This is a genomic window from Streptomyces sp. JLSY215, assembly GCF_059682825.1.
Genome location: NZ_CM185022.1, coordinates 8,806,797 through 8,827,232 on the forward strand (window position 1 = coordinate 8,806,797; position 20,436 = coordinate 8,827,232).

At 70.2% G+C, this 20,436-nt stretch carries 15 protein-coding genes and 5 pseudogenes; 15 read left to right on the forward strand and 5 right to left on the reverse strand.

All coding sequences use genetic code 11. From position 1 onward, the window contains the following. Position 1 precedes the first annotated feature (1 nt). The 7 genes from AC5677_RS38915 to AC5677_RS38945 are packed head-to-tail and all read left to right on the forward strand — an operon-like array spanning position 2 to position 7,722. Positions 2 to 1,027: an NAD-dependent epimerase/dehydratase family protein gene (locus AC5677_RS38915; protein ID WP_497192582.1), complete on the forward strand. Its 1,026-nt coding sequence runs from the start codon at positions 2 to 4 to the stop codon at positions 1,025 to 1,027. After that, positions 1,015 to 2,298: a DUF4910 domain-containing protein gene (locus tag AC5677_RS38920; RefSeq protein WP_497192583.1), complete on the forward strand. Its 1,284-nt coding sequence runs from the start codon at positions 1,015 to 1,017 to the stop codon at positions 2,296 to 2,298. The genes AC5677_RS38915 and AC5677_RS38920 overlap by 13 nt, the downstream gene beginning before the upstream one ends. 5 nt (positions 2,299 to 2,303) lie before the next feature. Continuing rightward, a complete protein-coding gene (locus AC5677_RS38925) occupies positions 2,304 to 3,602 on the forward strand; it encodes a hypothetical protein (RefSeq protein ID WP_497192584.1) in 1,299 nt (432 codons plus the stop codon). Then, on the forward strand, positions 3,599 to 4,555 hold the full coding sequence (locus AC5677_RS38930) for a glycosyltransferase family 2 protein (RefSeq protein ID WP_497192585.1): 957 nt from the start codon (positions 3,599 to 3,601) through the stop codon (positions 4,553 to 4,555). Before AC5677_RS38925 ends, AC5677_RS38930 begins: the two co-directional genes overlap by 4 nt. Continuing rightward, positions 4,552 to 5,784 carry a polysaccharide pyruvyl transferase family protein gene (locus tag AC5677_RS38935; protein WP_497192586.1) on the forward strand — a complete coding sequence of 411 codons (1,233 nt, stop codon included), beginning with the start codon at positions 4,552 to 4,554 and terminating at the stop codon, positions 5,782 to 5,784. The genes AC5677_RS38930 and AC5677_RS38935 overlap by 4 nt, the downstream gene beginning before the upstream one ends. Continuing rightward, positions 5,781 to 6,332 (forward strand): dTDP-4-dehydrorhamnose 3,5-epimerase, encoded by a 552-nt coding sequence (gene rfbC, locus AC5677_RS38940; RefSeq protein ID WP_497192587.1) that lies wholly within the window; start codon positions 5,781 to 5,783, stop codon positions 6,330 to 6,332. Before AC5677_RS38935 ends, rfbC begins: the two co-directional genes overlap by 4 nt. Positions 6,333 to 6,339: 7 nt before the next feature. After that, a complete protein-coding gene (locus AC5677_RS38945; RefSeq protein ID WP_497192588.1) occupies positions 6,340 to 7,722 on the forward strand; it encodes a glutamate-1-semialdehyde 2,1-aminomutase in 1,383 nt (460 codons plus the stop codon). Positions 7,723 to 7,745: 23 nt separating this feature from the next. Here the strand turns inward: AC5677_RS38945 and AC5677_RS38950 are convergent, their stop codons facing one another. Beyond that, complete coding sequence (locus AC5677_RS38950; protein WP_497192589.1) at positions 7,746 to 8,390, reverse strand: phosphatase PAP2 family protein; 645 nt, start codon at positions 8,388 to 8,390, stop codon at positions 7,746 to 7,748. A gap of 77 nt (positions 8,391 to 8,467) precedes the next feature. Here AC5677_RS38950 and AC5677_RS38955 point away from each other — a divergent pair, with 77 nt between their 5' ends. Further along, positions 8,468 to 9,124 carry a transposase gene (locus tag AC5677_RS38955; RefSeq protein ID WP_497192590.1) on the forward strand — a complete coding sequence of 219 codons (657 nt, stop codon included), beginning with the start codon at positions 8,468 to 8,470 and terminating at the stop codon, positions 9,122 to 9,124. Positions 9,125 to 10,559: 1,435 nt separating this feature from the next. Here AC5677_RS38955 and AC5677_RS38960 read toward each other — a convergent pair. Beyond that, positions 10,560 to 11,270 (reverse strand): SDR family oxidoreductase, encoded by a 711-nt coding sequence (locus AC5677_RS38960; protein WP_497192591.1) that lies wholly within the window; start codon positions 11,268 to 11,270, stop codon positions 10,560 to 10,562. Between the two features lie 330 nt (positions 11,271 to 11,600). Here AC5677_RS38960 and AC5677_RS38965 point away from each other — a divergent pair. The 3 genes and pseudogenes from AC5677_RS38965 to AC5677_RS38975 form a co-directional block, all read left to right on the forward strand. Then, a pseudogene (locus AC5677_RS38965) lies at positions 11,601 to 12,387 on the forward strand (transposase); the annotation flags it as partial. Between the two features lie 183 nt (positions 12,388 to 12,570). Further along, positions 12,571 to 12,771 (forward strand): annotated as a pseudogene (locus AC5677_RS38970) (transposase); the annotation flags it as partial. Between the two features lie 35 nt (positions 12,772 to 12,806). Next, on the forward strand, positions 12,807 to 14,027 hold the full coding sequence (locus tag AC5677_RS38975) for a hypothetical protein (RefSeq protein WP_497192592.1): 1,221 nt from the start codon (positions 12,807 to 12,809) through the stop codon (positions 14,025 to 14,027). Positions 14,028 to 14,040: 13 nt separating this feature from the next. Here AC5677_RS38975 and AC5677_RS38980 read toward each other — a convergent pair. Next, positions 14,041 to 14,642: pseudogene (locus tag AC5677_RS38980) on the reverse strand (IS5 family transposase); the annotation flags it as partial. 349 nt (positions 14,643 to 14,991) lie between these two features. Between AC5677_RS38980 and AC5677_RS38985 the strand changes: the two are divergent. The 3 genes and pseudogenes from AC5677_RS38985 to AC5677_RS38995 form a co-directional block, all read left to right on the forward strand. Continuing rightward, positions 14,992 to 15,374: pseudogene (locus AC5677_RS38985) on the forward strand (transposase); the annotation flags it as partial. A 328-nt stretch (positions 15,375 to 15,702) separates the two neighbouring features. Then, the gene (locus AC5677_RS38990) at positions 15,703 to 15,918 is read left to right on the forward strand and encodes a DUF6243 family protein (protein WP_497192593.1); all 216 of its coding nucleotides are present in this window, start codon (positions 15,703 to 15,705) and stop codon (positions 15,916 to 15,918) included. 531 nt (positions 15,919 to 16,449) lie between these two features. After that, positions 16,450 to 16,712: pseudogene (locus AC5677_RS38995) on the forward strand (IS5 family transposase); the annotation flags it as partial. A 284-nt stretch (positions 16,713 to 16,996) separates the two neighbouring features. On the opposite strand, the gene AC5677_RS39000 reads toward AC5677_RS38995, so the two are convergent. After that, positions 16,997 to 17,626: a TetR/AcrR family transcriptional regulator gene (locus AC5677_RS39000; protein ID WP_497192594.1), complete on the reverse strand. Its 630-nt coding sequence runs from the start codon at positions 17,624 to 17,626 to the stop codon at positions 16,997 to 16,999. 66 nt (positions 17,627 to 17,692) lie between these two features. On the opposite strand from AC5677_RS39000, the gene AC5677_RS39005 reads away from it, so the two are divergent. Beyond that, a complete protein-coding gene (locus AC5677_RS39005; RefSeq protein WP_497192595.1) occupies positions 17,693 to 19,498 on the forward strand; it encodes an amidohydrolase in 1,806 nt (601 codons plus the stop codon). Positions 19,499 to 19,893: 395 nt separating this feature from the next. On the opposite strand, the gene AC5677_RS39010 is transcribed toward AC5677_RS39005, so the two are convergent. After that, complete coding sequence (locus tag AC5677_RS39010) at positions 19,894 to 20,394, reverse strand: GTP-binding protein (RefSeq protein ID WP_497192596.1); 501 nt, start codon at positions 20,392 to 20,394, stop codon at positions 19,894 to 19,896. Positions 20,395 to 20,436: the final 42 nt, after the last annotated feature.

A 20,436-nucleotide genomic window follows, 5' to 3' on the forward strand; every position in this document is an offset into this window, starting at 1 on the left:
CTTGCGCGTACTACTGACCGGACACCAGGGCTATCTGGGCACCGTGATGGCCCCGGTCCTCGCGGCCGCCGGGCACGAGGTCGTCGGGCTTGACGCCGGCCTGTTCGCCGATTGCGTGCTGGGCCCGACGCCCGCGGACCCGCCGGGGCATCGGATGGACCTGCGCGACGTCACGGCCGACCACGTGGCGGGGGTGGACGCCGTGATCCACCTGGCCGCGCTGTCCAACGACCCGCTGGGATCGTTGGCGCCGGAGCTCACCTACGACATCAACCACCACGCGTCCGTGCGGCTGGCCCGGCTGGCCCGCGACGCCGGAGTGCGACGCTTCCTGTACGCGTCGACCTGCTCGGTCTACGGCGCCGCCGGCGGCAGCGACCTAGTGTCCGAGGACGCCCCGCTGCGTCCGGTGACGCCGTACGCGGAGTCCAAGGTGCGGGTGGAGGACGACCTGCACGCGCTGGCCGACGGCGACTTCACCCCGGTGTTCATGCGCAACGCCACCGCCTTCGGCTACTCGCCCAGGCTGCGCGCCGACATCGTGCTGAACAACCTGGTGGGCCACGCGCTCCTGTCCGGCGAGGTGTTGGTGCTCTCCGACGGCACCCCCTGGCGCCCGCTGGTGCACGCCGCCGACATCGCACGTGCCTTCGCGGCCGCGCTGACCGCGCCGCGCGAAGCGGTGCACGACCGGGCGTTCAACATCGGCAGTGAGATCAACAACGTCACGGTCGCCGAGATCGCGGACCAGGTCGCCGAGGCGGTGTCCGGCGCGAAGGTGAGGATCACCGGGGAGAACGGTGCCGATCCGCGGTCGTACCGGGTGGACTTCTCCCGGTTCCGCGCCGCGATCCCCGGCTTCGACTGCGAGTGGACGGTGAAGCGAGGCGCGCTCGAACTCGCCGACGCCTACCGGAAGTTCGGCCTGACGGGGGAGGACTTCGAGCGACGCTTCACCCGCCTCGCCGTGCTGCGCGCGGCGTCCGACGCCGGCGCCGTCGACGACACCCTGCGGTGGCGCCGATGACCTCGACCGGCGAAGAGATGCACGCTCTGGTGGAGCGGTTGTACCCGCTCTGCCGGAGCATCACGGGCGACGGTGTGCGCGCCACCCTGGACATCGTCGGCGAGTACGTCCCGCTGCAGGTGCACGAGGTGCCGACCGGGACTCAGGTACTCGACTGGACGGTGCCGCAGGAGTGGAACATCCGGGACGCCTACATCGCCGACCCCGCCGGCAACCGGGTCGTCGACTTCGCCGCGTCCAGCCTGCACGTGCTCGGCTACAGCGTGCCGGTGTCGGCGACCATGCCGCTGGCCGAGCTTCGCGCGCACCTGCACACCCTGCCGGACCACCCGGCCTGGGTGCCGTACCGCACCAGTTACTACAAGCCGGAATGGGGGTTCTGCCTGGCCCAGGAGACCTTGGACGCGCTGCCGGACGGCGAGTACGAGGTACGCATCGACTCCACACTCGCGGACGGCCACCTCACCTACGCCGAGCACGTGGTCCCCGGGCAGGTATCCGACGAGGTGATCGTCTCCTGCCACGTCTGCCACCCGTCGCTGGCCAACGACAACCTGGCCGGCATCGCGGTGGCGACGTTCCTGGCCCGGACGCTGGCACAGGAGACGCCGTACTACACCTACCGGTTCCTCTACGCGCCCGGCACCATCGGCGCGATCACCTGGCTCGCCCGCAACGCCGAGCGGGTGGACCGGGTCAAGCACGGCCTGGTGCTGGCCTGCGCCGGAGACTCGGGCCAACTGACGTACAAGCGGAGCAGACGCGGCGACGCGGAGATCGACCGGGTGATACGGCACGTGCTGGCAGCATCCGAACGCCCACACCACATCACCGAGTTCACTCCGTACGGCTACGACGAGCGGCAGTTCTGCTCGCCCGGGTTCAACCTCGGCGTGGGCTCGCTCACCCGGACCCCGTACGCCGGCTACCCCGAGTACCACACCTCGGCGGACAACCCGGACTTCGTCTCCCCGGAGGCGATGGCGGACACGCTCGCCGTCTGCCGCGAGGCGTTCGCCGTGCTCGACCGCAACCGGCGGTACCTCAATCTCAGCCCCTACGGCGAACCACAGCTGGGCCGACGCGGGTTGTACGACGCGCTCGGCGGCCGCAGCGACACCAAACAGGCGCAGATGGCCATGCTCTGGGTGCTCAACCTCTCCGACGGCGAGCACAGTCTGCTGGATGTCGCCGAGCGGTCCGGGCTCCCGTTCGACACCGTCGCCACCGCGGCCGGTGCTCTGCACGGCGCCGGGCTGATCAAGGCATGACGCCGATGACCACCGAGGGGGAGAATCCGCAGACAACGGCGCCACCGGCCGGATCCGCCAGGCGGGCCCTCGTCGGCCGGCTGTCCTGGGGGCTGGCCGACCAGGCGGCCTCCAGCATCAGCAACTTCGTGGTGGGCATCTACGTGGCCCGCTCGCTGGGGGTGACCGCGTTCGGCGTGTTCAGCCTCGCCTGGGTGACGTACGGCGTGGTGCTCAACGTCTCCCGCGGGCTGGCCACCGATCCGCTGGTGGTGCGCTTCAGCGGCATGCCGGGCGCGTCCTGGCGCGGGGCGGTGGGCCGGTCGACGGGTACCGCACTCGGCGTCGGTGCGGCCCTCGGCGCGGCGTGTCTGGTGGCCGGGCTCGGCCTCGGCGGCCGTGTGGGGCCCGCGTTCGCCGCGCTTGGTGTCATGTTGCCGGGGCTGCTGCTCCAGGACGCCTGGCGGTTCTCGTTCTTCGCCGCCGGCACCGGGCGGAAGGCGTTCGTCAACGACGTCGTGTGGGGTCTCGCGCTCGTCCCGGCCATGGTGGTTGCGGCCCGTGTGGGCAGCGTGGCCGCTTTCGTGCTCGCCTGGGGCGCGTCCGCCACGGTGGCGGCAGGCTACGGCTACATCCAGTCCGGCATCCGGCCCCGGCTGACCGAGGCGCGCGGCTGGCTACGCGAGCAGCGCGATCTCGGCTACCGGTACCTGGTCGAGAACGTCAGCCTCAGCGGCGCCAGCCAGCTGCGGGCGTACGGGCTCGGCGCGATCGTCGGGGTCGGCGCGGTGGGTGCGGTGCGGGGCGCCGAGCTCCTGCTCGGCCCGTTCCTCGCCGTGCTGATGGGGCTGTCGCTGGTCACCGTCCCGGAGGCGGCACGCGTGCTACGGCAGGCCCCGCACCGGCTCGGCGCGTTCTGCCTCCTGCTGGGCGGCGGGCAGGCCGCCGCCGCGCTGCTCTGGGGCGGGGCGCTGCTGCTGATGCCGGACCGGCTCGGCGAGCTGGTGCTCGGCGGCGTCTGGCACTCCGCCTCGGAGCTCATCGTGCCGATCACCCTCGGCGTCGCGGGCGCGGGCCTCGGCACCGGCGCGGCGGCCGGGCTGCGCGCGCTCGGCGCGGCCCGACGCAGCCTGCGCTGCCAGCTGTTCGCCTCCGCCTGCTACGTCGGCGGCGGGCTCGGCGGGGCGGTCATGGCCGGCACGGTCGGCTCGGCCTGGGGCGTCGCCGCCGCGACCGTCAGCGGCTCGGCCGTGTGGTGGCTGCAGCTGCGGTCCGCCCTGCGCGAGCACCACCACAACCCCATCCCCGAAGTGAGGACCTCATGACCGACCGACCCAGGCTGAGCCTCGGCCTGCCCGTGTACAACGGCGAGGAGTACCTCGCCGAGTCGCTCGACGCCCTGCTCGGCCAGACCTACGAGGACTTCGAGCTGGTCATCTCCGACAACGCCTCGACCGACGGGACGCAGGAGATCTGCCGCAAGTACGCCGCGCAGGACTCACGCATCCGCTACCTCCGGCTGCCCCGCAACATCGGCGCCACGCCGAACCACAACCGTGTGTTCGCCGAGTGCCGCGGCGAGCTGTTCAAGTGGGCCTCGCACGACGACCTTTACGCCCGCGACCTGCTGCAGCGCTGTGTCCAGGCGCTGGACGAGCGGCCGGACCTGATCCTCGCGCACACCGGCCAGGCGGTCATCGACGGCGACGGCCAGGTGAAGGTCCCCTACGAGTACGGGCTGGCCACCGACTCGCCGCACCCGCCGGAGCGCTTCCGCAGTCTGCTGTTCGAGCCCGGTGGCGACGACTTCTACGGGGTGATGCGGGCCGACATGCTGCGTCGGGTGAAGCCGATGGACAGCTACCACCATGCGGACCGCACGTTCGTCGCCGAGATTGCCCTGCACGGGCGTTTCCACCAGGTGCCGGAGCTGCTGTACTTCCGCCGCGACCACCCCACCCGCGCCGAGCGGGCGAACCCTTCCAAGCGCTCCCGGTGCGTCAACCTGGACCCGCGCCGGGCGGGCCCGCTGCACCCGACGCCCCGGCTGCTCGCGGAGTACGTCTGGGGCTTCGCCTCGGCGATCCGGCGGGCGCCGTTGTCCCCGGCCGACCGGCGCGCGTGCTACCGCCACCTGACCGCATGGATGACCAGCCGGGTCCGGCCGGGCGCCGGCGAGCGGGTCGAGGACCGCGCCCCGGTCGACCCGGCCCTGCTCACGGTCTCGGTCGACGCCCTCGTCGCCGGCCGTGAAGGTCGTGAGGGGAGGCACGTATGACGTCCACGGACGAAACTCCGGTGCGCGTCGGGGTGTTCGGCCTGCTCGGCTCCGGCAACCTCGGCAACGACGGGTCGCTCGAGGCCGTCCTCGGGTACCTCCGCGCCGAGCACCCGGAGGCGGTCGTGGACGCGCTGTGCGGCGGACCCGAGGCCGTGACGACCCGGTTCGGGATCCCCGCCACGCGGCTGCACTGGAACCGCGCGGAGTACCGGACCGCGTCACGTGCGGGCGCGATCGCGGCGAAGGGTCTGGGCAAACTGGTCGACGTCTTCCGCACCGCCGCCTGGGTGCGCCGACACGACGTGGTAATCGTGCCGGGCATGGGCGTCCTGGAGGCCACGCTGCCGTTGCGGCCGTGGGGCTTCCCGTACTCGCTGTTCCTCCTCTGCGCGAGCGGCCGGCTGCTGCGCACCCGGGTCGCGCTGGTCAGCGTCGGGGCCGCCGAGATAGGCAACCGGCCGACCCGGGCCCTGGTGCGCTGGTCGGCGCGGCTGGCCGCATACCGGTCGTACCGGGACGCCCAGTCCCGCGACGCGATGCGGGCGATGGGCGTGGACACCGCGCGCGACGAGGTCTACCCGGACCTCGCCTTCGCCCTGCCGACGCCGCAGGCGAGCACGCCCTCGGACTCGCCCGGCACGGTCTGCGTCGGCGTCATGGACTTCCACGGCGGCAACGACGACCGCGCCCGGGCCGAGGAGATATACCGGCGCTACCTCGACGGGACGATCCGGTTCGTCCGCACGCTGGTCGAGGAGGGCAGGCCGGTCCGGCTGCTCACCGGCGACACCTGCGACGCGTCGGTGGTCGCCGCGATCCTCGACGCGGTGGACTCCCCGCTGGTCACCGCCGCCGAGCCGTCCTCACTGGCCGACCTGATGAACGAGATGGCGGCTGCCGACACCGTGGTGGCGGTCCGGTACCACAACCTGATCTGCGCGCTGAAGACCGGCACGCCGGTGCTCGCTCTCTGCTACGCGGCGAAGAGCGAGGCGCTCATGGACCGGATGGGCCTTGCCGCGTACTGCCACCCGGCGCGCGAGGTCGACGCCGACCGGCTGCTCGAGCAGTTCCGGGCGCTGGAGAAGCGATCGGCCGAGCTGCGGCAGACCCTCACCGAGCGGAACCTCGCCGCCGCACAGCAACTCGCGCACCAATTCGCCACCTTGACCGCGGCCCTGTTCCCGGCGACCGACCACACCCACACCCTGCGGAAGGCTCCATGAAAGCGACCGAAGTCCCGGCGATCGCCGGCGCGTACCTGTTCGAGCCGACGCCGCACGCCGACGAGCGCGGCTTCTTCTGCCGCACCTTCGACGCCGACGTGATCCGCTCGGTGGGCCTCGACCCGGAGGCCTTCGTACAGGACAGCCTGTCCCGCTCGGTCCGGGGCGTGCTGCGCGGACTGCACCTGCGCTCCGGCGCCGGCGAGGCCAAGCTGGTGCGGTGCTCGTACGGGAAGGTCTTCGACGTCGTCGTGGACCTGCGGACGGACTCGCCGACCTACCGCAACCGGGCCTTCTTCGAGCTGTCCGACGAGACGCAGACGACCCTGTACATCCCGGCGGGGTGCGCACACGGCTTCCAAGCGCTGACCGAAACCGCCGACACCTCGTACCGGATCGACCGCCCGCACGATCCGGCCGAGGACGTCACGATCGCCTTCGACGACCCGGAGCTCGCCATCCCCTGGCCGCTGCCGGTCACATCGATGTCCCAGCGGGACCGGGAGGCGCCGAGCCTCGCCGAGGTCCTGAAGCAGAAGGAGAGCTGAAGTCGGCGTGGACACCGAAGAGACCGTAGAGAGCGGGGAGTTCCTCCTGCCCCGGTCGCGGCTGGCGAACGAGCGGCTGCACGCCATGATCCCCGGGGGCGCGCACACCTACGCCAAGGGCGACGACCAGTATCCCGACAACCTGGCCCCGGTCATCAGCCACGGCCGCGGTGCCCACGTGTGGGACATCGACGGCAACCGCTACATCGAGTACGGCTCCGGCCTGCGGTCGGTCAGCCTCGGCCACGCCCACCCACGCGTGGTCGAGGCGGTGCGGCGGGAACTCGACCGCGGCAGCAACTTCGTCCGGCCGTCCATCGTGGAGGTCGAGGCCGCGGAACGCTTCCTGGCCACGGTGCCGACCGCCGAGATGGTGAAGTTCGCGAAGAACGGCTCCGACGCCACCACCGCCGCGGTGCGCCTCGCCCGCGCCGTCACCGGGCGCCCGCGGGTGGCCCTCTGCGCCGACCATCCGTTCTTCTCCGTCGACGACTGGTTCATCGGCACCACACCGATGAACGCCGGCATTCCGGCGGCGACGACCGAGCTCACCGTGTCCTTCCCCTACGGCGACCTGGCCGCCACGGAGGAGCTGCTCACCCGGTACCAGGACGAGGTCGCCTGCCTGATCCTCGAGCCTGCCTCCCACACCGAGCCTTCCCCAAGCTCTCAACTTCGTTCGAACAGGGGAGACCCCACTCCCGGGTACCTCGCCGGCCTGCGCGAGCTGGCCGACCGGCACGGCTGCGTACTGATCTTCGATGAGATGATCACCGGCTTCCGCTGGTCCGAGGCGGGCGCCCAGGGCCTGTACGACGTCGTTCCCGACCTCTCCACGTTCGGCAAGGCGCTGGGCAACGGGTTCGCAGTCTCTGCGCTGGCCGGGCGCCGCGAGCTGATGGAGCGGGGCGGGCTGCGTCACTCCGGCGAGCGGGTGTTCCTGCTGTCCACCACGCACGGTGCGGAAACGCACTCGCTGGCCGCCGCGATGGCCGTGCTCACCACCTACGTCGAGGAGGGCGTCACCGCGCGGCTGCACGCCCTCGGCGAGCGGTTGGCCGCCGGTGTCCGCGACGCCGCGGCCAGTATGGGCGTCGGCGACCACATCGTCGTCCGGGGCCGGGCCAGCAACCTGGTCTTCGCCACCCTCGACGAGAACCGGCAGCCGTCGCAGCAGTACCGCACCCTGTTTCTGCGCCGGCTCCTCGCGGGTGGGGTGCTGGCCCCGTCGTTCGTGGTGAGTAGCGCGCTCGACGACGCGGACATCGACCGCACCGTCGACGTGGTGGCCCAAGCATGTGCGGTGTATCGGAAGGCACTGGACGCCGCTGACCCCACCCCTTGGCTGGCCGGGCGACCGGTGAAGCCCGTATTCCGCCGCTTGGCGTGACGTGACCGACGTCAGCGATGCTCCTACCGACCGGCGTCGGCCATCCGGTCGACCAGCCACGCGGTCGCCGGTATCACCGCCAGCGCGGTGCACCAGCCGCCGAGGACGTCGGTCGGGTAGTGCGCGCCCAGGGCGACCTGCGCCCAGCCCATGGCCGCGCCGGCGACCAGCGCCGCGGCAAGCACGAGTAACGTGCCGGCCGTCCTGCCGAGGCCGAGCCGGCCGGTTGCGAGCAGCGCCACCATGAGGGCGAGCGCGGTGGCGAAGGCGGTGTGCCCGCTCGGATAGGACAGGTTGTCGCCGTGGATGGTGCGTCCCACCAGGTGCTTGAGCAGCGACGCCGTCCCCACGGTCATGCCGCCCCCGGCAACGACGAGCACCGCCGCGCGAGGACGCCGAAGCAGCAGGCAGCCCGTGACAGCGGCCACGACCAGCGTCGCCGCTCCGGCGGGCTCCCCCAGGAAGTCCGTGGCCAGAGCGACGTGCCGCCACGTCGGCCGCACACCGTCCGCCGCCGACTGGAGCCACGTGTCCACCATGCCGGGCCGGCTGTGGCCGGCGTACAGGACCCCGAGCACGACGACCACCAGCGTGGCGAGGGCCGCGATCGGCCCGAGCCACGTGCGCAGCGACGGGGGCAGCACCGCGGGCGCCGGCCGGCCGGTCACACGCCCACCGCGTCCGGTCGACCTGCGGTGTCGCCGCCCTGCTGGCGCCACGGGACCGCAACAAGACGCTGACCGCGTTGGCGGAGGCGGAGCCGGCGACCCCGCCCCACGACGGCGGGGCGTTGTTTCCGGACGACTCCGGTGACCGTAGGTCCGGGCACACCACGGCCTATGCGTCCCGTCAGTACCTCGGCTCGCGCAAGCAGGTAGGAATCGGCACTGTCGTGGCCACCACCGCCCGGGCCGACGAGCCCGTGTACTTCCCGCCGCACACCGTGCCCTACCGGCCGGCTCCCGTCCTGCCCCAAGGCCCTGCCGATCCGGCGTTTCGCACCAAGGGCCAACTGGCCGCCGACCTTGTGGCCCGGGCCCGCGCCAAGGGCCTCGCGTTTCGGGCGCTGGTCGCCGACTGCTTCTACGGCCCGAGCGAAAGCCCGCACATCATCGCCGAACTCGACCGCGCCGCAACCCCCGACGTGGCGGCGATCGAGCCGAATTCCCCGCTGATGACCGAGGCCGGGAAAACCCGCACACCGTCGCAGACGACCGTGGCCTCCTCCGCCCCGGTGACCCTGCCGCCCGTCGGCGTCTGGTACCTGGTGACCGATCTGCCTTGCCGCGCCCGCAAGAACTGCTCGCTGCCGCCCGCCGACATGGCCGGGATCGTCAGCCTGTACGGGCCGCGCGGCTGGACCGCGCAAGATGACCAACACGCCGAGCACGAACTGGGCTGAGTCGACTTCCAGGTCCGCTCCGGCCAGGCGATCCAACGCCAGTGGACGCCGGTCGGCGTGGCCTCCGGCTTCTGTTGGCACCAACCCCCCAGCAACGAGTCCCAAGTCGTGTCCGACCCACCCTCCAGCGACCATGACCGCCCCGTGGAAACCCGCTCCTGGCCTGCACGATTCCCGCCGGGTGCGCAGGGACCTGACGCCGCTCCGTACCCGGCACCGCTTGGCCCGCGCAGGAGCCGTCAGCCTGTGCAGCCCCGAACTTGCCGGCTTGGCCATGACCTTGGCCAAGGGCATCGCAATCAGCCTCTACTTGCCACCCTAACCAACAATCCGTTCGCGGCACACCGTGGGGATGTACGAGGTGTGTACGGTCCCGCGGCCCGCCTCCACGGCGAGGAGCTCGTCCGCGAACAGCTCGCGGCGCAGCCGCAGATCGGTGCGGCCTGGACACGAGGTGAAAGACCCCGCCAACGCCTGACGGCCCCCTCGTAGCCAGCTTGGGCCCGCAGCCCAGTACTTCACCAGTGTTTCGGTGTCAGTGCTGGTCAGGATGCTGTTTCCGGGGCCTCCCTGGCTGACGGCGCGTCATGTGGTGCGGACCGTGACGTGTGGCGATGCATCGAGAGGTGCGGCGGTAGCGGCGCCGGCGGGCTGGGAACTGTGCCGGTGCGCAGGGACGGGGGCGTCGTGGAGGAGGGCGAGGTGGCGTCGGGGACGTATGTATCGGGGCGCGGTTCCCGTACTCCTACGGCCGACGGCCTGGTTGCCCCGTCACTGACCACCAGGGGCTCAGAACACCGGGAGTGCGTAGAGCGAGGTGCCGTTCGTGGCGAAGACGCGGTTGCCGTCGGCCACGAGCCACTGGCCTCGGACCGGAGGCAGGTCGCAATCCCAGATGCTCTACTCAGCCGCCAGGGCCAGGTGCCGCCATAGCCGAACGCGGCGCAGACGGCATCCGCGGTGGCGGTCACCGCGACGCAGGGGCGGGGGCTGTTGATGGACGAAGTGTCCTCGACGGTCCACAGCTCCTTGCCGCCGGTGATCCTGCGGGCAGGCAGCGTCTTGGCGCCGAGGTGGACCGTCCGCCGCACAGGGCCGGACGGATGAAGTCGTCGTCCGCCCGGTGGCGCAGGTCCCCTGCGCGGCGGCCGTTCGCGGTGTCCACGGCGAGGACGTTGCCGTCCTCAGTGCCCAGGACCAGGCGGCCGTGGGCGACGATGCAGGGCCCACTGATCTTGGTGCGGGAGGGAGCGCCGATGCCCGTGGTCCGGCGGACCTTCGCGTCCGAGCGGCCGACGGCGCGCAGCCGCTCGTCCAGGTGCGGGAACAACACCTCGACCCCCGAGGCGAGTTGCACCTTGACCTCACTCGGTCTTCCCGTACCAGATCAATGAGCCACAGGAGCGGAAGCCGCACGTTGTTCTTCTGCAAGCCGTTAGCGTCCGCCGAGGCTGCTCCCTCCGTCGACATCGAGGACGTGGCCGGTGATGAACCCTGCGTCGTCGGAGAGCAGGAACGCGACGGCTGCGGCGACATCGTCGGGAGTACCCAGGCGCCCCATCGGGATCGAGGCGATCGCCTTGCGCTCGGCCTCGCTGCCGGCGGGCCGCGCACGGCGGAACAGCTCGGTCGCGGTGGGGCCGGGCGACACCGCGTTGGAGGTGATGCCGTCCGCGGCGAGTTCCAGCGCCCAGGAACGGGTGCAGCCCACGAGCGCACTCTTGGCCGCCGCGTAGGACGTACGGTCCTTGGCGCCGTACGTCGCCCGCGAGGTGATGTTGACGATCCGGCCGAATCGCTCCGCGCGCATGCCCGGCACGAGGGCCTGGACGATCTGGACCGAAGCGCGCAGGTTCAAGTCCACCACCTGCTGCAACGTCGCAAGGTCGAGATCCTCGATGGGCTGGGGCTGAGCGATACCCGCGTTGTTGACGACCCGGCAGACCGCGTGACTGCGGGTAGCCTCCTCAAGCATGCGTGCGGTGTCCTCGACATCGACGAGGTCGCACCGCAGGAACGTGCCGGGGAACTTGTCGTCGGGCGCACTCCGAGCGACGCCAATGACCCCGTACCCTGCCGTCGCGAGCCGCTGGGAAATCGCCAGTCCGATGCCCTTGCTGGCACCGGTGACCAGTACGTTCTTCACGTTGCTCCTCAAACTTCCACGGCGCTACCGCTGTTGCCCGTCCCAGTCGTCCTTGAACGCGGCCGCGCACGCAATGCTGCCATTCCGCTCATCGGATGCACAGCGGTCTTGTCTTGACTCTGTCGGGGATCTTGCAGCTGTCCAGGTCAGCCGTCGACGGGCCCGTCAGGACAGATCTGAGCTGCTCCTGCGATCGCGGAGGACGGGGGAGCGGCCCGCCTCGCGCTTCCGTCGCTGCGGCGTTGGTGAGCCGGCAGTGGAATCCGGCTTGTTCCTCGCCCTAGCCGGTGTTTGCCGTGACGGTGGGGCAGGCCGGTCATCGTTCTGTTCATGGGTGGGCATCTTGCTGATGTCAGGGCATGGGCCGGCGAACTGGACGCTGTGCACGAGCGGTTCGTGCATCGGTTTTCCAGGTCGGAGCCGCGGGAGTCGGTGCTTGCCCATTTGCGGGGACCGATTGCTCCGCTGGAGCGGAAGAATGGCTGGACGCCGGCCGAACAGGCCGGTCACGCTGCTCGGGACCGGATCCATCGGCTGCTGAACCGGATCGAGTGGGACGCTGATGGGGTCCTCGACGGTGTGCGTGACTACGTCGTCGAGCACCTCGGCGACCGTGAGGCCGTGTTCATCGTGGACGACACCGGCTTCTTGAAGAAGGGAACCCGTTCGGCAGGGGGGCAGCGGCAGTACTCCGGGACCGCGGGGCGGACGGACTCCCGTTCCCGTGGGTGACCGCGGATGCCGCCTACGGTTTCAGCAAAGGCTGGCGGTTCGAGCTGGAGCAGGCTGATGTCTTCCACGTCGTGGCCACCACCCGGCACGACACCGTCGTCACCCGCTGGGCCCTGGACCGTCCCGTCCACGACCTGTTCACGGGCCTGCCGCGGCAGAAGGGGAAACGTCGCGCGTGCGGGAGGGCTGCTCATGGGATGCGGGTGTTCGACTGGGCGCGTGTCGAAGTCCGTCCCCGGCACCGTGAGGACCGCCGCCACTGGGTTGTTGTCCGTCGTAGTGTCAGTCGGCCCGAGGAGATCGCGACGCTGCCTGCCCAGTCCCACGTCAGACCCTGTCCAGGGGCGGAGCCAGGGGGAGTGGGCTTCTCCGCGTGTCAGGCTCCGTTACCTATCTGGCCTTGGTGATCTGGCTGAACCGATCACCTCTGCGTGCTTGATGGCTTCCCTTGGGCGCAGGCGTGAGCGCGGGGCCGCACTCGGCGTCGTGGCCCACGCGGAAGGCCCTCCATCGGAGGCGTTCCAACGCGCCGGTACACGGCCGTAGGGCCTGTCTGATAACTGATCTTGTGGCAGGTCGAGGCGAGTTGACGGACGCGGCGTGGGAGCGGGTAGAGCCCTTGTTGCCGCAGGCGGACGGGCGTGGCCGTCCGTGGCGTGATCACCGTCAGGTGGTCAAGGGTGTGTTGTGGCGGTTGCGGACCGGGGCTCCGTGGCGCGACCTGCCCGAGCGGTACGGGCCGTGGCAGACCGTACTCTCGCACCATCGATCACTTGCTTCTGTACTACTGGGAGAAGGTAAAGAATGACACCGACTGAGCGCGTCGAGAAAATCGCCTTCGACCCTGAACTCTGCGTCGCTGACAAGGCGCAGAGCATCATTGAATACTTCTCCGCTCAGGGTGACCGAGGAGCGGAAAACGCCGGCGCGTGTCTCATGGAGACGACGGACGAAGCCGTGGCCGAGTATGTTGCGGAGTACCTTGAGCTCGTTCCTGACGCACGGCAGGTGAAGGTGCGAGCGGCCGAGCGGCTGCGCGCTGCGGGACCGGTCGTGCGGTCAGCGTCCCGGCTTGTTCCCTGGTTTCCGGAGTGCCTGACCGATGCGTTCATCGAGGATTACCTCGCATCGCCGGACCCCGACTCTCCGCTGGCTTCCGTCGTCTTCAACATCGCCGTCCATCACCCCGATCGGCTACGCCCCTACGAGGATCGACTCGGCACTTCTCTCTATCGGGACAGCCTCCTGTCCGGAGCCCCGGACGAACGGGCCGACTCCCTGCTGCGCGACTGGCGCGAGGGCCACGATCGGGCCGGTCTGGTCTCTCTCGCCCTCATCAGGACCCCTTATGCCGCTGACCTGATCACTTCGGTGCGTGACGAGGTCGATACCTATGAGGAGTGGGAGTGGCTGATGCCGCTCGCGGGCCGCATGTCCGATAGCGAGGCCGCGGCAGGATTCCGCCCGGCGTTCATGGGGTTCGTCACCGACCGGGGCGAGAGCCCGCACGTGATGGGTGGACGGTACGAACAAAACGTTCCTCTCTGTGCGCGGTGCAACGCGCCGGCGGACAGGGTGCTCACCCTCTCCGTTAGTGATCTGCCGTACGAATTCAGCAGTGATCCCTCGTTCTTCTGGTTCTCCTGCGACTGCGACGAAGTCGACATCCTTTACGTACAGTTCACGGCCGACGGGACGCGTGCTTTCTATCAACCGCAAGGGCCTTCTGCCGAGACGTCACGCGTGGTTCCCGGCGAGCTGTCCATGACGCTGGAAACGCACCCCAACCAGAAGGGTGTGAGTCGGGCGGCCATCACCGGAAGGTCGCGGCACCAGGTGGGCGGACTACCGCGCTGGCCTTCACCGGAGACGCACCCGCTCTGTCCTGGATGCGGAAACTTCATGCCTTTCCTGGTCGCGGTGGACAGCGGCCTGACTCCCTTCGGCCCGATGGAGTTCGGCGGTTCGCTCTTCGGCTTCTGGTGCGACCGCTGTTCCATGTCGGCCACTCGGTCGCAGATCTGAACCCCTGGAAGGAGGCCTTGTCGCCCAGCACGCGCTCCGGCGCCGTGCGTGGACGGCCCGTGATGGCGCGCGGGATGCGTATCCCTTCGAGGACCTGGCTGAACGCAGTGGTGTCGTTGACGTTGCCGGGCGTGAGGACGATCGACAGGGGCAGGCCCCGGCCATCGCAGGCGAGGTGGACCGTGGTGGTCAGCCCGCCTCGGGACCGGCCGAGGGCCTGGCGCGTCTGCGAGCGGCCCGGATCTTCCAGTTCGCCCCCGTCCGCGACCCCTTTTTGCGGGCGCCGGCGGCGTGCTGGTGGGCTCGGTTGGCCGTGGAGTCGACGGCGACAGTCCACTCCACCCGGCCCACCGCATCGTCGCGGACCTGCACGTGCTCCAGCAGCCTTGCCCACGTGCCGTCCGCCTCCCAGCGGGCAAACCGCTCATGGACGGTCTGCCACGGCCCGTACCGCTCGGGCAGGTCGCGCCACGGAGCCCCGGTCCGCAATCGCCACAACACACCGTTGACCACCTGACGGTGATCACGCCACGGACGGCCACGCCCGTCCGCCTGCGGCTACAAGGGCTCTACCCGCTCCCACGCCGCGTCCGTCACCTCGCCTCGACCTGCCACAAGATCAATTATCAGACAGGCCCTAGTTCCGAGGCTCGCACCGGCCCCAGGACTGTCATCACTGAGGGCCCCTCGCCTGGTACCCCGGTCTCTGCCGTCGCCGTGTGAACCGACTATCTCCCGGCATCTACCGGCGTCGTTCCGGCCATTGGCGGGAGCGGGTCGAGAGCCACGTCGATCGGTCCAGCGCCGCCGCGCGCATCGCCTCCTGGCTGGTGTCCTCGTCGCCGGATAGCCGCCCCGGGGCCCTGTCGCCCAGCCCCTCCGGCCCGGCCTCCGCGCCTGCGTGTGCACTGGTGCGCCCAGGGTGTGCTCTGGCCGTGGTGCGGCGGTGCGGGCCCTGCTCGCGGAACGCCACGCCCCGCAGCTGCTCACTGTGGTGGGCATCGGTCCGGACACGGCCGTCACCCTGCTGATCAGGATGGGGGACAACCCGGAACGTCTGCACAGTGAGGCGTCCTTCGCCGCGCTGTGCGGGGTCAGCCCCGTAGAACGCTCCTCGGGCACTCGGCAGTACCGTCGCCTCAACCGCGGCGGCGGCCGGCAGGCCAACGCCGCCCTGCACCGAATCGCGCAGACCCGCCTGCGCTTCGACCCACGCACCCGGGACTACTACGAACGCCGCACCAAGGAGGGCAAAACCCGGCGCGAAATCGTCCGATGCCTCAAACGCTACGCCGTCGCGAGGTGTTCCACCTGGTCAGGCCCACACAGCCAGGACCTCCGTCATAGGGGCAGTGTGAGACGAGAAGCCCCGCCGGAATGCTCCGGCGGGGCTTCTACGCGCGGCGGGCTAATGTCCTGTGACGGCGGGGCGGTGCTGAGACTCCCGGAAGGGAACGGCTGACCCCGGGCGCTCGCCGAAAGCCGGCCGATGCCGGGGCGGCGAAAAGGTTGGGGTGCGGGGCCGACGGAACCGGGTAACGGTTTTGCCATATTCTTCCAGACGCCGATTTACGAGTGAGAGCGTGACGGGCTCCTGCTGACTTCCTTCGACGTCGCTGCCCGTCCCCCCACCGACGAATCCGTAGATCACTTCACATCATGACCGGGAGAACCCGTGACCGTAAGCAAGAACATCAACAACCCCGTGGGCATGGGCGGCGGCCAGCGCAAGAGGCTGTCCCGCGCCGAACGGCAGAACAACGGCCCGCACCGCAACCTCGACCGCCAGGGTGCAGCTGACCAGAAGGCGGAGCTGGTGCGCAAGATGCGCGAGAAGGCAGGCGCAGCTGAGGGCGCCGGGCAGGCGGGCGACGACATCGCACAGAGCTGACGCACCGCCGCCGCAGGGCGGCACCGCACGGGGCAGGGCCCGGACCGCGACGCGCGGGCCGGGCCCTGCTGCCGTATGGCGCCGGAGTAGGCCGAGGAGTACTGCGTCGACCACGACATCCCCTACCTGTCGTGGGATTTCGAACGGATCAACAACCGCTCCTTGGAGATCGCCGAGACTCTTCAGAACGAGGGTGTCGACGTCGCGATCCCGCCGTTCGAGGAAACGGTTGAATGGGCAGGGGCGATCAACTCCGTTCTGCTGGACAATCCGCGTCTGTACGGTCAGGCCATGCTGCTGCGGGACAAGGCGCTGATGAAGCGCCGCGCGCAGCTCGGCGGCATCCGGGCCGGAATATTCGAGGAAGCCCACGACCGGGACGACGTGATCCGCTTCCTCAAGCGCGTCAATCAGACCCCGCTCAAGCTGGACGGTGACCCGAACGACCCGATCCATCTCAAGGCGCTCGACAAGGCAGGATGCCTCGGGCACCGCGTCATCCGCACCCCGGACGAGGTCGACATGATTCCCCTCCTGGCCGTCTGGGTGACTGCCGCCTGCGTCTCCGGCAACGCAGGCGGCATCCACCTGCTGTCCCAGATCGCCACCACAAGCCCTCGCGTGACCAAGGCTCGGGCCGACACCGGCTACCGCACCAAGGCCATCGACCACGGCGCCCACCTCGGCATCGACGTCGAAGTCGTCCGCAAAGACCCCGGCGTCAAAGGGTTCAAGGTGATCCCTCGACGTTGGGTGGTGGAGCGGACCTTCGGTGGCTCATGCACCACCGACGACCATTCCCACCGCCACTACGCCCGCGAGTTCCTCTTCGGCCTCCTGCCCACTCATGTCTCACACGACGGGTTGCCGGCACAAGCCACGTCCCCATCTCCCCGCGCTGTCCACTGAGCGCGAGCACCGGGCGGGTCCGGGGCTCACGGCCCGCGTCCCCATGCAGTCGCAGCCATCCCGCGATCCGCCCGGACGCCGAGCGCGTTGCGCCGCGGTGGCCCCGTAGAAATGGTTGACGGGGCCACGCACCCCGGTGAATACTCACGCCACCGAACTTAAATGAGATTCAAGTTTGTGCGGCCGGGGGCAGGTGCAGTTCCCCGGAGGCATGGGTGAGCGCGGTCCGCACGGCATCCGTACGGTCGAGCCGCCCGATCAGCACATGCACCGCCAGCCCGTCCAACAGGGCGTTGAACGAGGGCAGGAACTCCTCGGCGGTCACCGGGCGGAAGACCCCGCTCGCCGCACCGTCACGGATGATCGCGGACAGATCCCGCATCCACCCCTTGTCGAGCCCGTCGGCCGTCCGGCTCATCTCGTCGTTCTCCACCGCGCGCAACCACGCCTCCAACCAGAGCTTCCATGAGACGTCGTGCCTGCCCGAGGGCAGGTAGAGCCTGACGTACCGCTCCAACCGCTCACGAGGATCGGCGACCCCCGCCAGCTCCTGTGTCCGGCGCTCGGTCAGCTCCCGCTCACTCCAGCGGAAGGTCTCGGCCAGGATGTGGTCCTTCGAGGGGAAGTAGTACAGGACCCGTGCCGGGCTCATCCCTGCCCGCTCGGCGATCTGCTGTACCTGGATCTCCCCTACGGGCCGCTCCGCGATCAGCGCGAGCGCGGCCTCGACCACCGCACGGCGCGCCTGCCTGCCGCGCTCCTGGGTTCTGCCGCCGCCGCTGCCCGGTCGCTCAGCCATGCACCAATTCCCCTTCACCCGTTCCCCCGTCGACCCGTTCGTTCATCGCATCTGGAGGAGAGTCCTGTGGAAAGTCCCGTGGAGGGTAACCCGCGACGTCGTACCGTGCTGGCGGCTGCCGGCGCGGTCGCGGCAGTGGCCGCCGTCGACAGCTGCTCCGAGCCCGCCGCCGAGAGCCACCAGCCGGCCGACCTCGTGCTGACCGGCGGCTACGTCCACACCGTCGATGCCGAGGACAGCACGCACCAGGCGCTGGCCGTCAAGGACGGCAGGATCGTCTACGTCGGCACCACCAAGGGGGCCTCCCGACACATCGGGAAGGGAACAAAGGTGATCAAGCTCGGCGGCCGTATGGTCATGCCGGGCCTCCACGACGGGCATGTGCACCCGATGTCGGGCGGCCAGGGGCTGCTCGGCTGCGACCTGAAGTACGCCCCGCTCACCGTCAAGGAGTTCCAGGGGAAGATCCAGGCGTATCTGGACAAGACGAAGGCGCAAGAGCCGGACGGCTGGGTGCAGGTGGAGCACTGGTACCTCCAGGCCATGCGACCGGAGGGCACCGCGCTGACCAAGGCCGACCTCGACGCCCTGGACACCAAGCGGCCGATCGTCGTGAAGTCCAGTGACGGCCACACCACTCTGGTCAACAGCCGCGCCCTGGAACGCACCGGCATCACCTCCAAGACCGACGACCCGGGCGGCGGCCGCATAGCGCGTGACGACAAGGGCGAGCCGACCGGCGTGCTGGAGGACGACGCGGGCGACCTCATCGCGCGGAAGATCCCCGAGCCCTCCGCCGAGGAGAACCTGAAGATTGCTCGCACCGCCCTGGCCGCCCTGGCCGAGCAGGGCGTGACCACGTTCATGGACGCCATCGCCTCGGAAGGGGGGCTCCGGGCCTTCAGCACCCTCGCGGACCAGGGCAAGCTCACCGCCCGCGCCCACTTCGCCGCGCCGGTCAATGTGGACGACAAGGACCCGCTGAAGGAGCCGACCCGGCTGCGCCGCGCCTTCCACAGCGGAAACCGGATCACCGCTCGGCCTCGTATCGCCGTCCGGAACGCGAAGCTCTTCCTGGACGGTGTGCTCCAGCACCCCGCCCAGACGGCCTCGCTGATCGACCCCTACCTCGTGCACCAGCACGACCACTGGATCGCGGGAAAGAAGAAGGGCGAGCAGTACTGGGAGCAGGAGAAGCTCAACGACACAGTTCTGAAGCTCGTCGAGGCGGGCTTCGACCCCCATATGCACGCCATCGGTGACCAGGCGGTACGCGCCGCCCTCACCGCTTACGCGGCGGCACGCGAGGCCGGGCACAAGAGCAACCGCCTCACCGTGGCGCACGCCGAACTCGTCAACCCCAAGGACATACCGCGGTTCGGCAGGCTCGACATCGTCGCGGCCATGGGCTTCCACTGGGCCAAGCCCGCCCCCGACTCCGTCGACTCCGTCAAGCCCTACCTCGGCGCGAAGCGCTGGGCCCACTACGAGCCCGAGGGCGAGATCAACGAGAGCGGCGGGCGCATCTCCCTCGGGAGCGACTGGCCGGTCGATCCGCTCGACGAGTGGACCGCGATCAAGACCGTGATCACCCGCACCGCCGCACCCGACAGCCCGTTCGCCAAGCACGGCACGATGACACCGCACCAGCGGCTCAGCCGCGCCACGGCCCTGCGCGCCGCCACCCTCAACGGCGCCTACCAGTTGCGGCAGGAGAAGCACACCGGGTCCCTGGAGAAGGGCAAGTTCGCGGACCTGATCGTGCTGGACCGCAATGTCATGAAGGTCCCCGCGGAGGAGATCGCCAAGACGAAGGTGCTGTTGACGATGGTCGGCGGCGAGATCGTGCACGGCAGCGCCGAACTCGACTGACACCGGAAGGGCTTGAGGGCTTGTGGGCCGGTTGGCTCACGAGCCCTTCGGCACGTCCAGGTGCCGCCCCGGACCGCCTCGGTCCCCGCCACCCCGCCGGCGTGCCGGCCGCCCTTCCCGGCTGACAGCGCGGAGCCGCCTTGCGTCCCGCCGAGCACGACGGCAACCGGCGCGACATCATCCGCTGTCTCAAACGCTACGCTGCCCGAGAAGTGTTCAACCTGGTCCGGTCTGGCATCGGGCCCCGCGAAGTGGCGTAAGCCAGCGGAATGTTCGCACCGGGGCGGACGTGGCGAAGGCCGTGGCACTGGGCACCCGTCGTGCTGCTCGGCCGCCCCTCCGCGTACGGGGCCGGGGCACGGCAGCGCTTCGCTTGGGGTGCGGCCGATCAGGCGTCAGCCGAAGTGACCGTCAAGGGCCTCCGCCAGACGTACCACATCGCGGCGACCCTTCCGGGACCTGCCGTGGTGCACCGCCCGCAACGCGGAGCCGTGCACCACCGGGCAGTGGTCCCCGGGGTACTCCACCTCGTGGAGCAGCTCGCGGACTTCGAGCTCGATCAGCTCCGCGATCTCCGGGTCGTTGACCAGGTCGCGCTTTCCGAGGAACACCGCGATCCGTGCCACGCCCGCCGCCCTCGCCGCCTCCAGATACTCCCGGGTCTCCGGCAGCGGCCCGTCCTCGGCGGAGACGACCAGCAGCGCACCCCGCAACTGGCCGGTGCCGACGGGGATTCGGGACCGGAAGGCGTCCAGGCCGGGGCTGTCGTGCAGCTGGTACGGGCCGCGTGCCGTGGCGAACCGCCCGAACGGCGGCGGTGGTTGCCGGAACTCCTGGGGCAGCACCTCGGTCAACGCCCGGACCAGGGTGCTCTTGCCGTGCCCCCGGGCGCCCATGACCGCCGCCTGTACCAGCGGCCCCGTACCGCCGTTCCGCCG

Bases quoted from the DNA above. Each gene is read 5' to 3' on its own strand.
- AC5677_RS39010 (WP_497192596.1), bottom strand. From the start codon at position 20,394: ATGGGCGCCCGGGGGCACGGCAAGAGCACCCTGGTCCGGGCGTTGACC.
- AC5677_RS38930 (WP_497192585.1), top strand. From the start codon at position 3,599: ATGACCGACCGACCCAGGCTGAGCCTCGGCCTGCCCGTGTACAACGGC.
- AC5677_RS38975 (WP_497192592.1), top strand. From the start codon at position 12,807: ATGACACCGACTGAGCGCGTCGAGAAAATCGCCTTCGACCCTGAACTC.
- rfbC (WP_497192587.1), top strand. From the start codon at position 5,781: ATGAAAGCGACCGAAGTCCCGGCGATCGCCGGCGCGTACCTGTTCGAG.
- AC5677_RS39000 (WP_497192594.1), bottom strand. From the start codon at position 17,626: ATGGCTGAGCGACCGGGCAGCGGCGGCGGCAGAACCCAGGAGCGCGGC.
- AC5677_RS38935 (WP_497192586.1), top strand. From the start codon at position 4,552: ATGACGTCCACGGACGAAACTCCGGTGCGCGTCGGGGTGTTCGGCCTG.
- AC5677_RS38925 (WP_497192584.1), top strand. From the start codon at position 2,304: ATGACCACCGAGGGGGAGAATCCGCAGACAACGGCGCCACCGGCCGGA.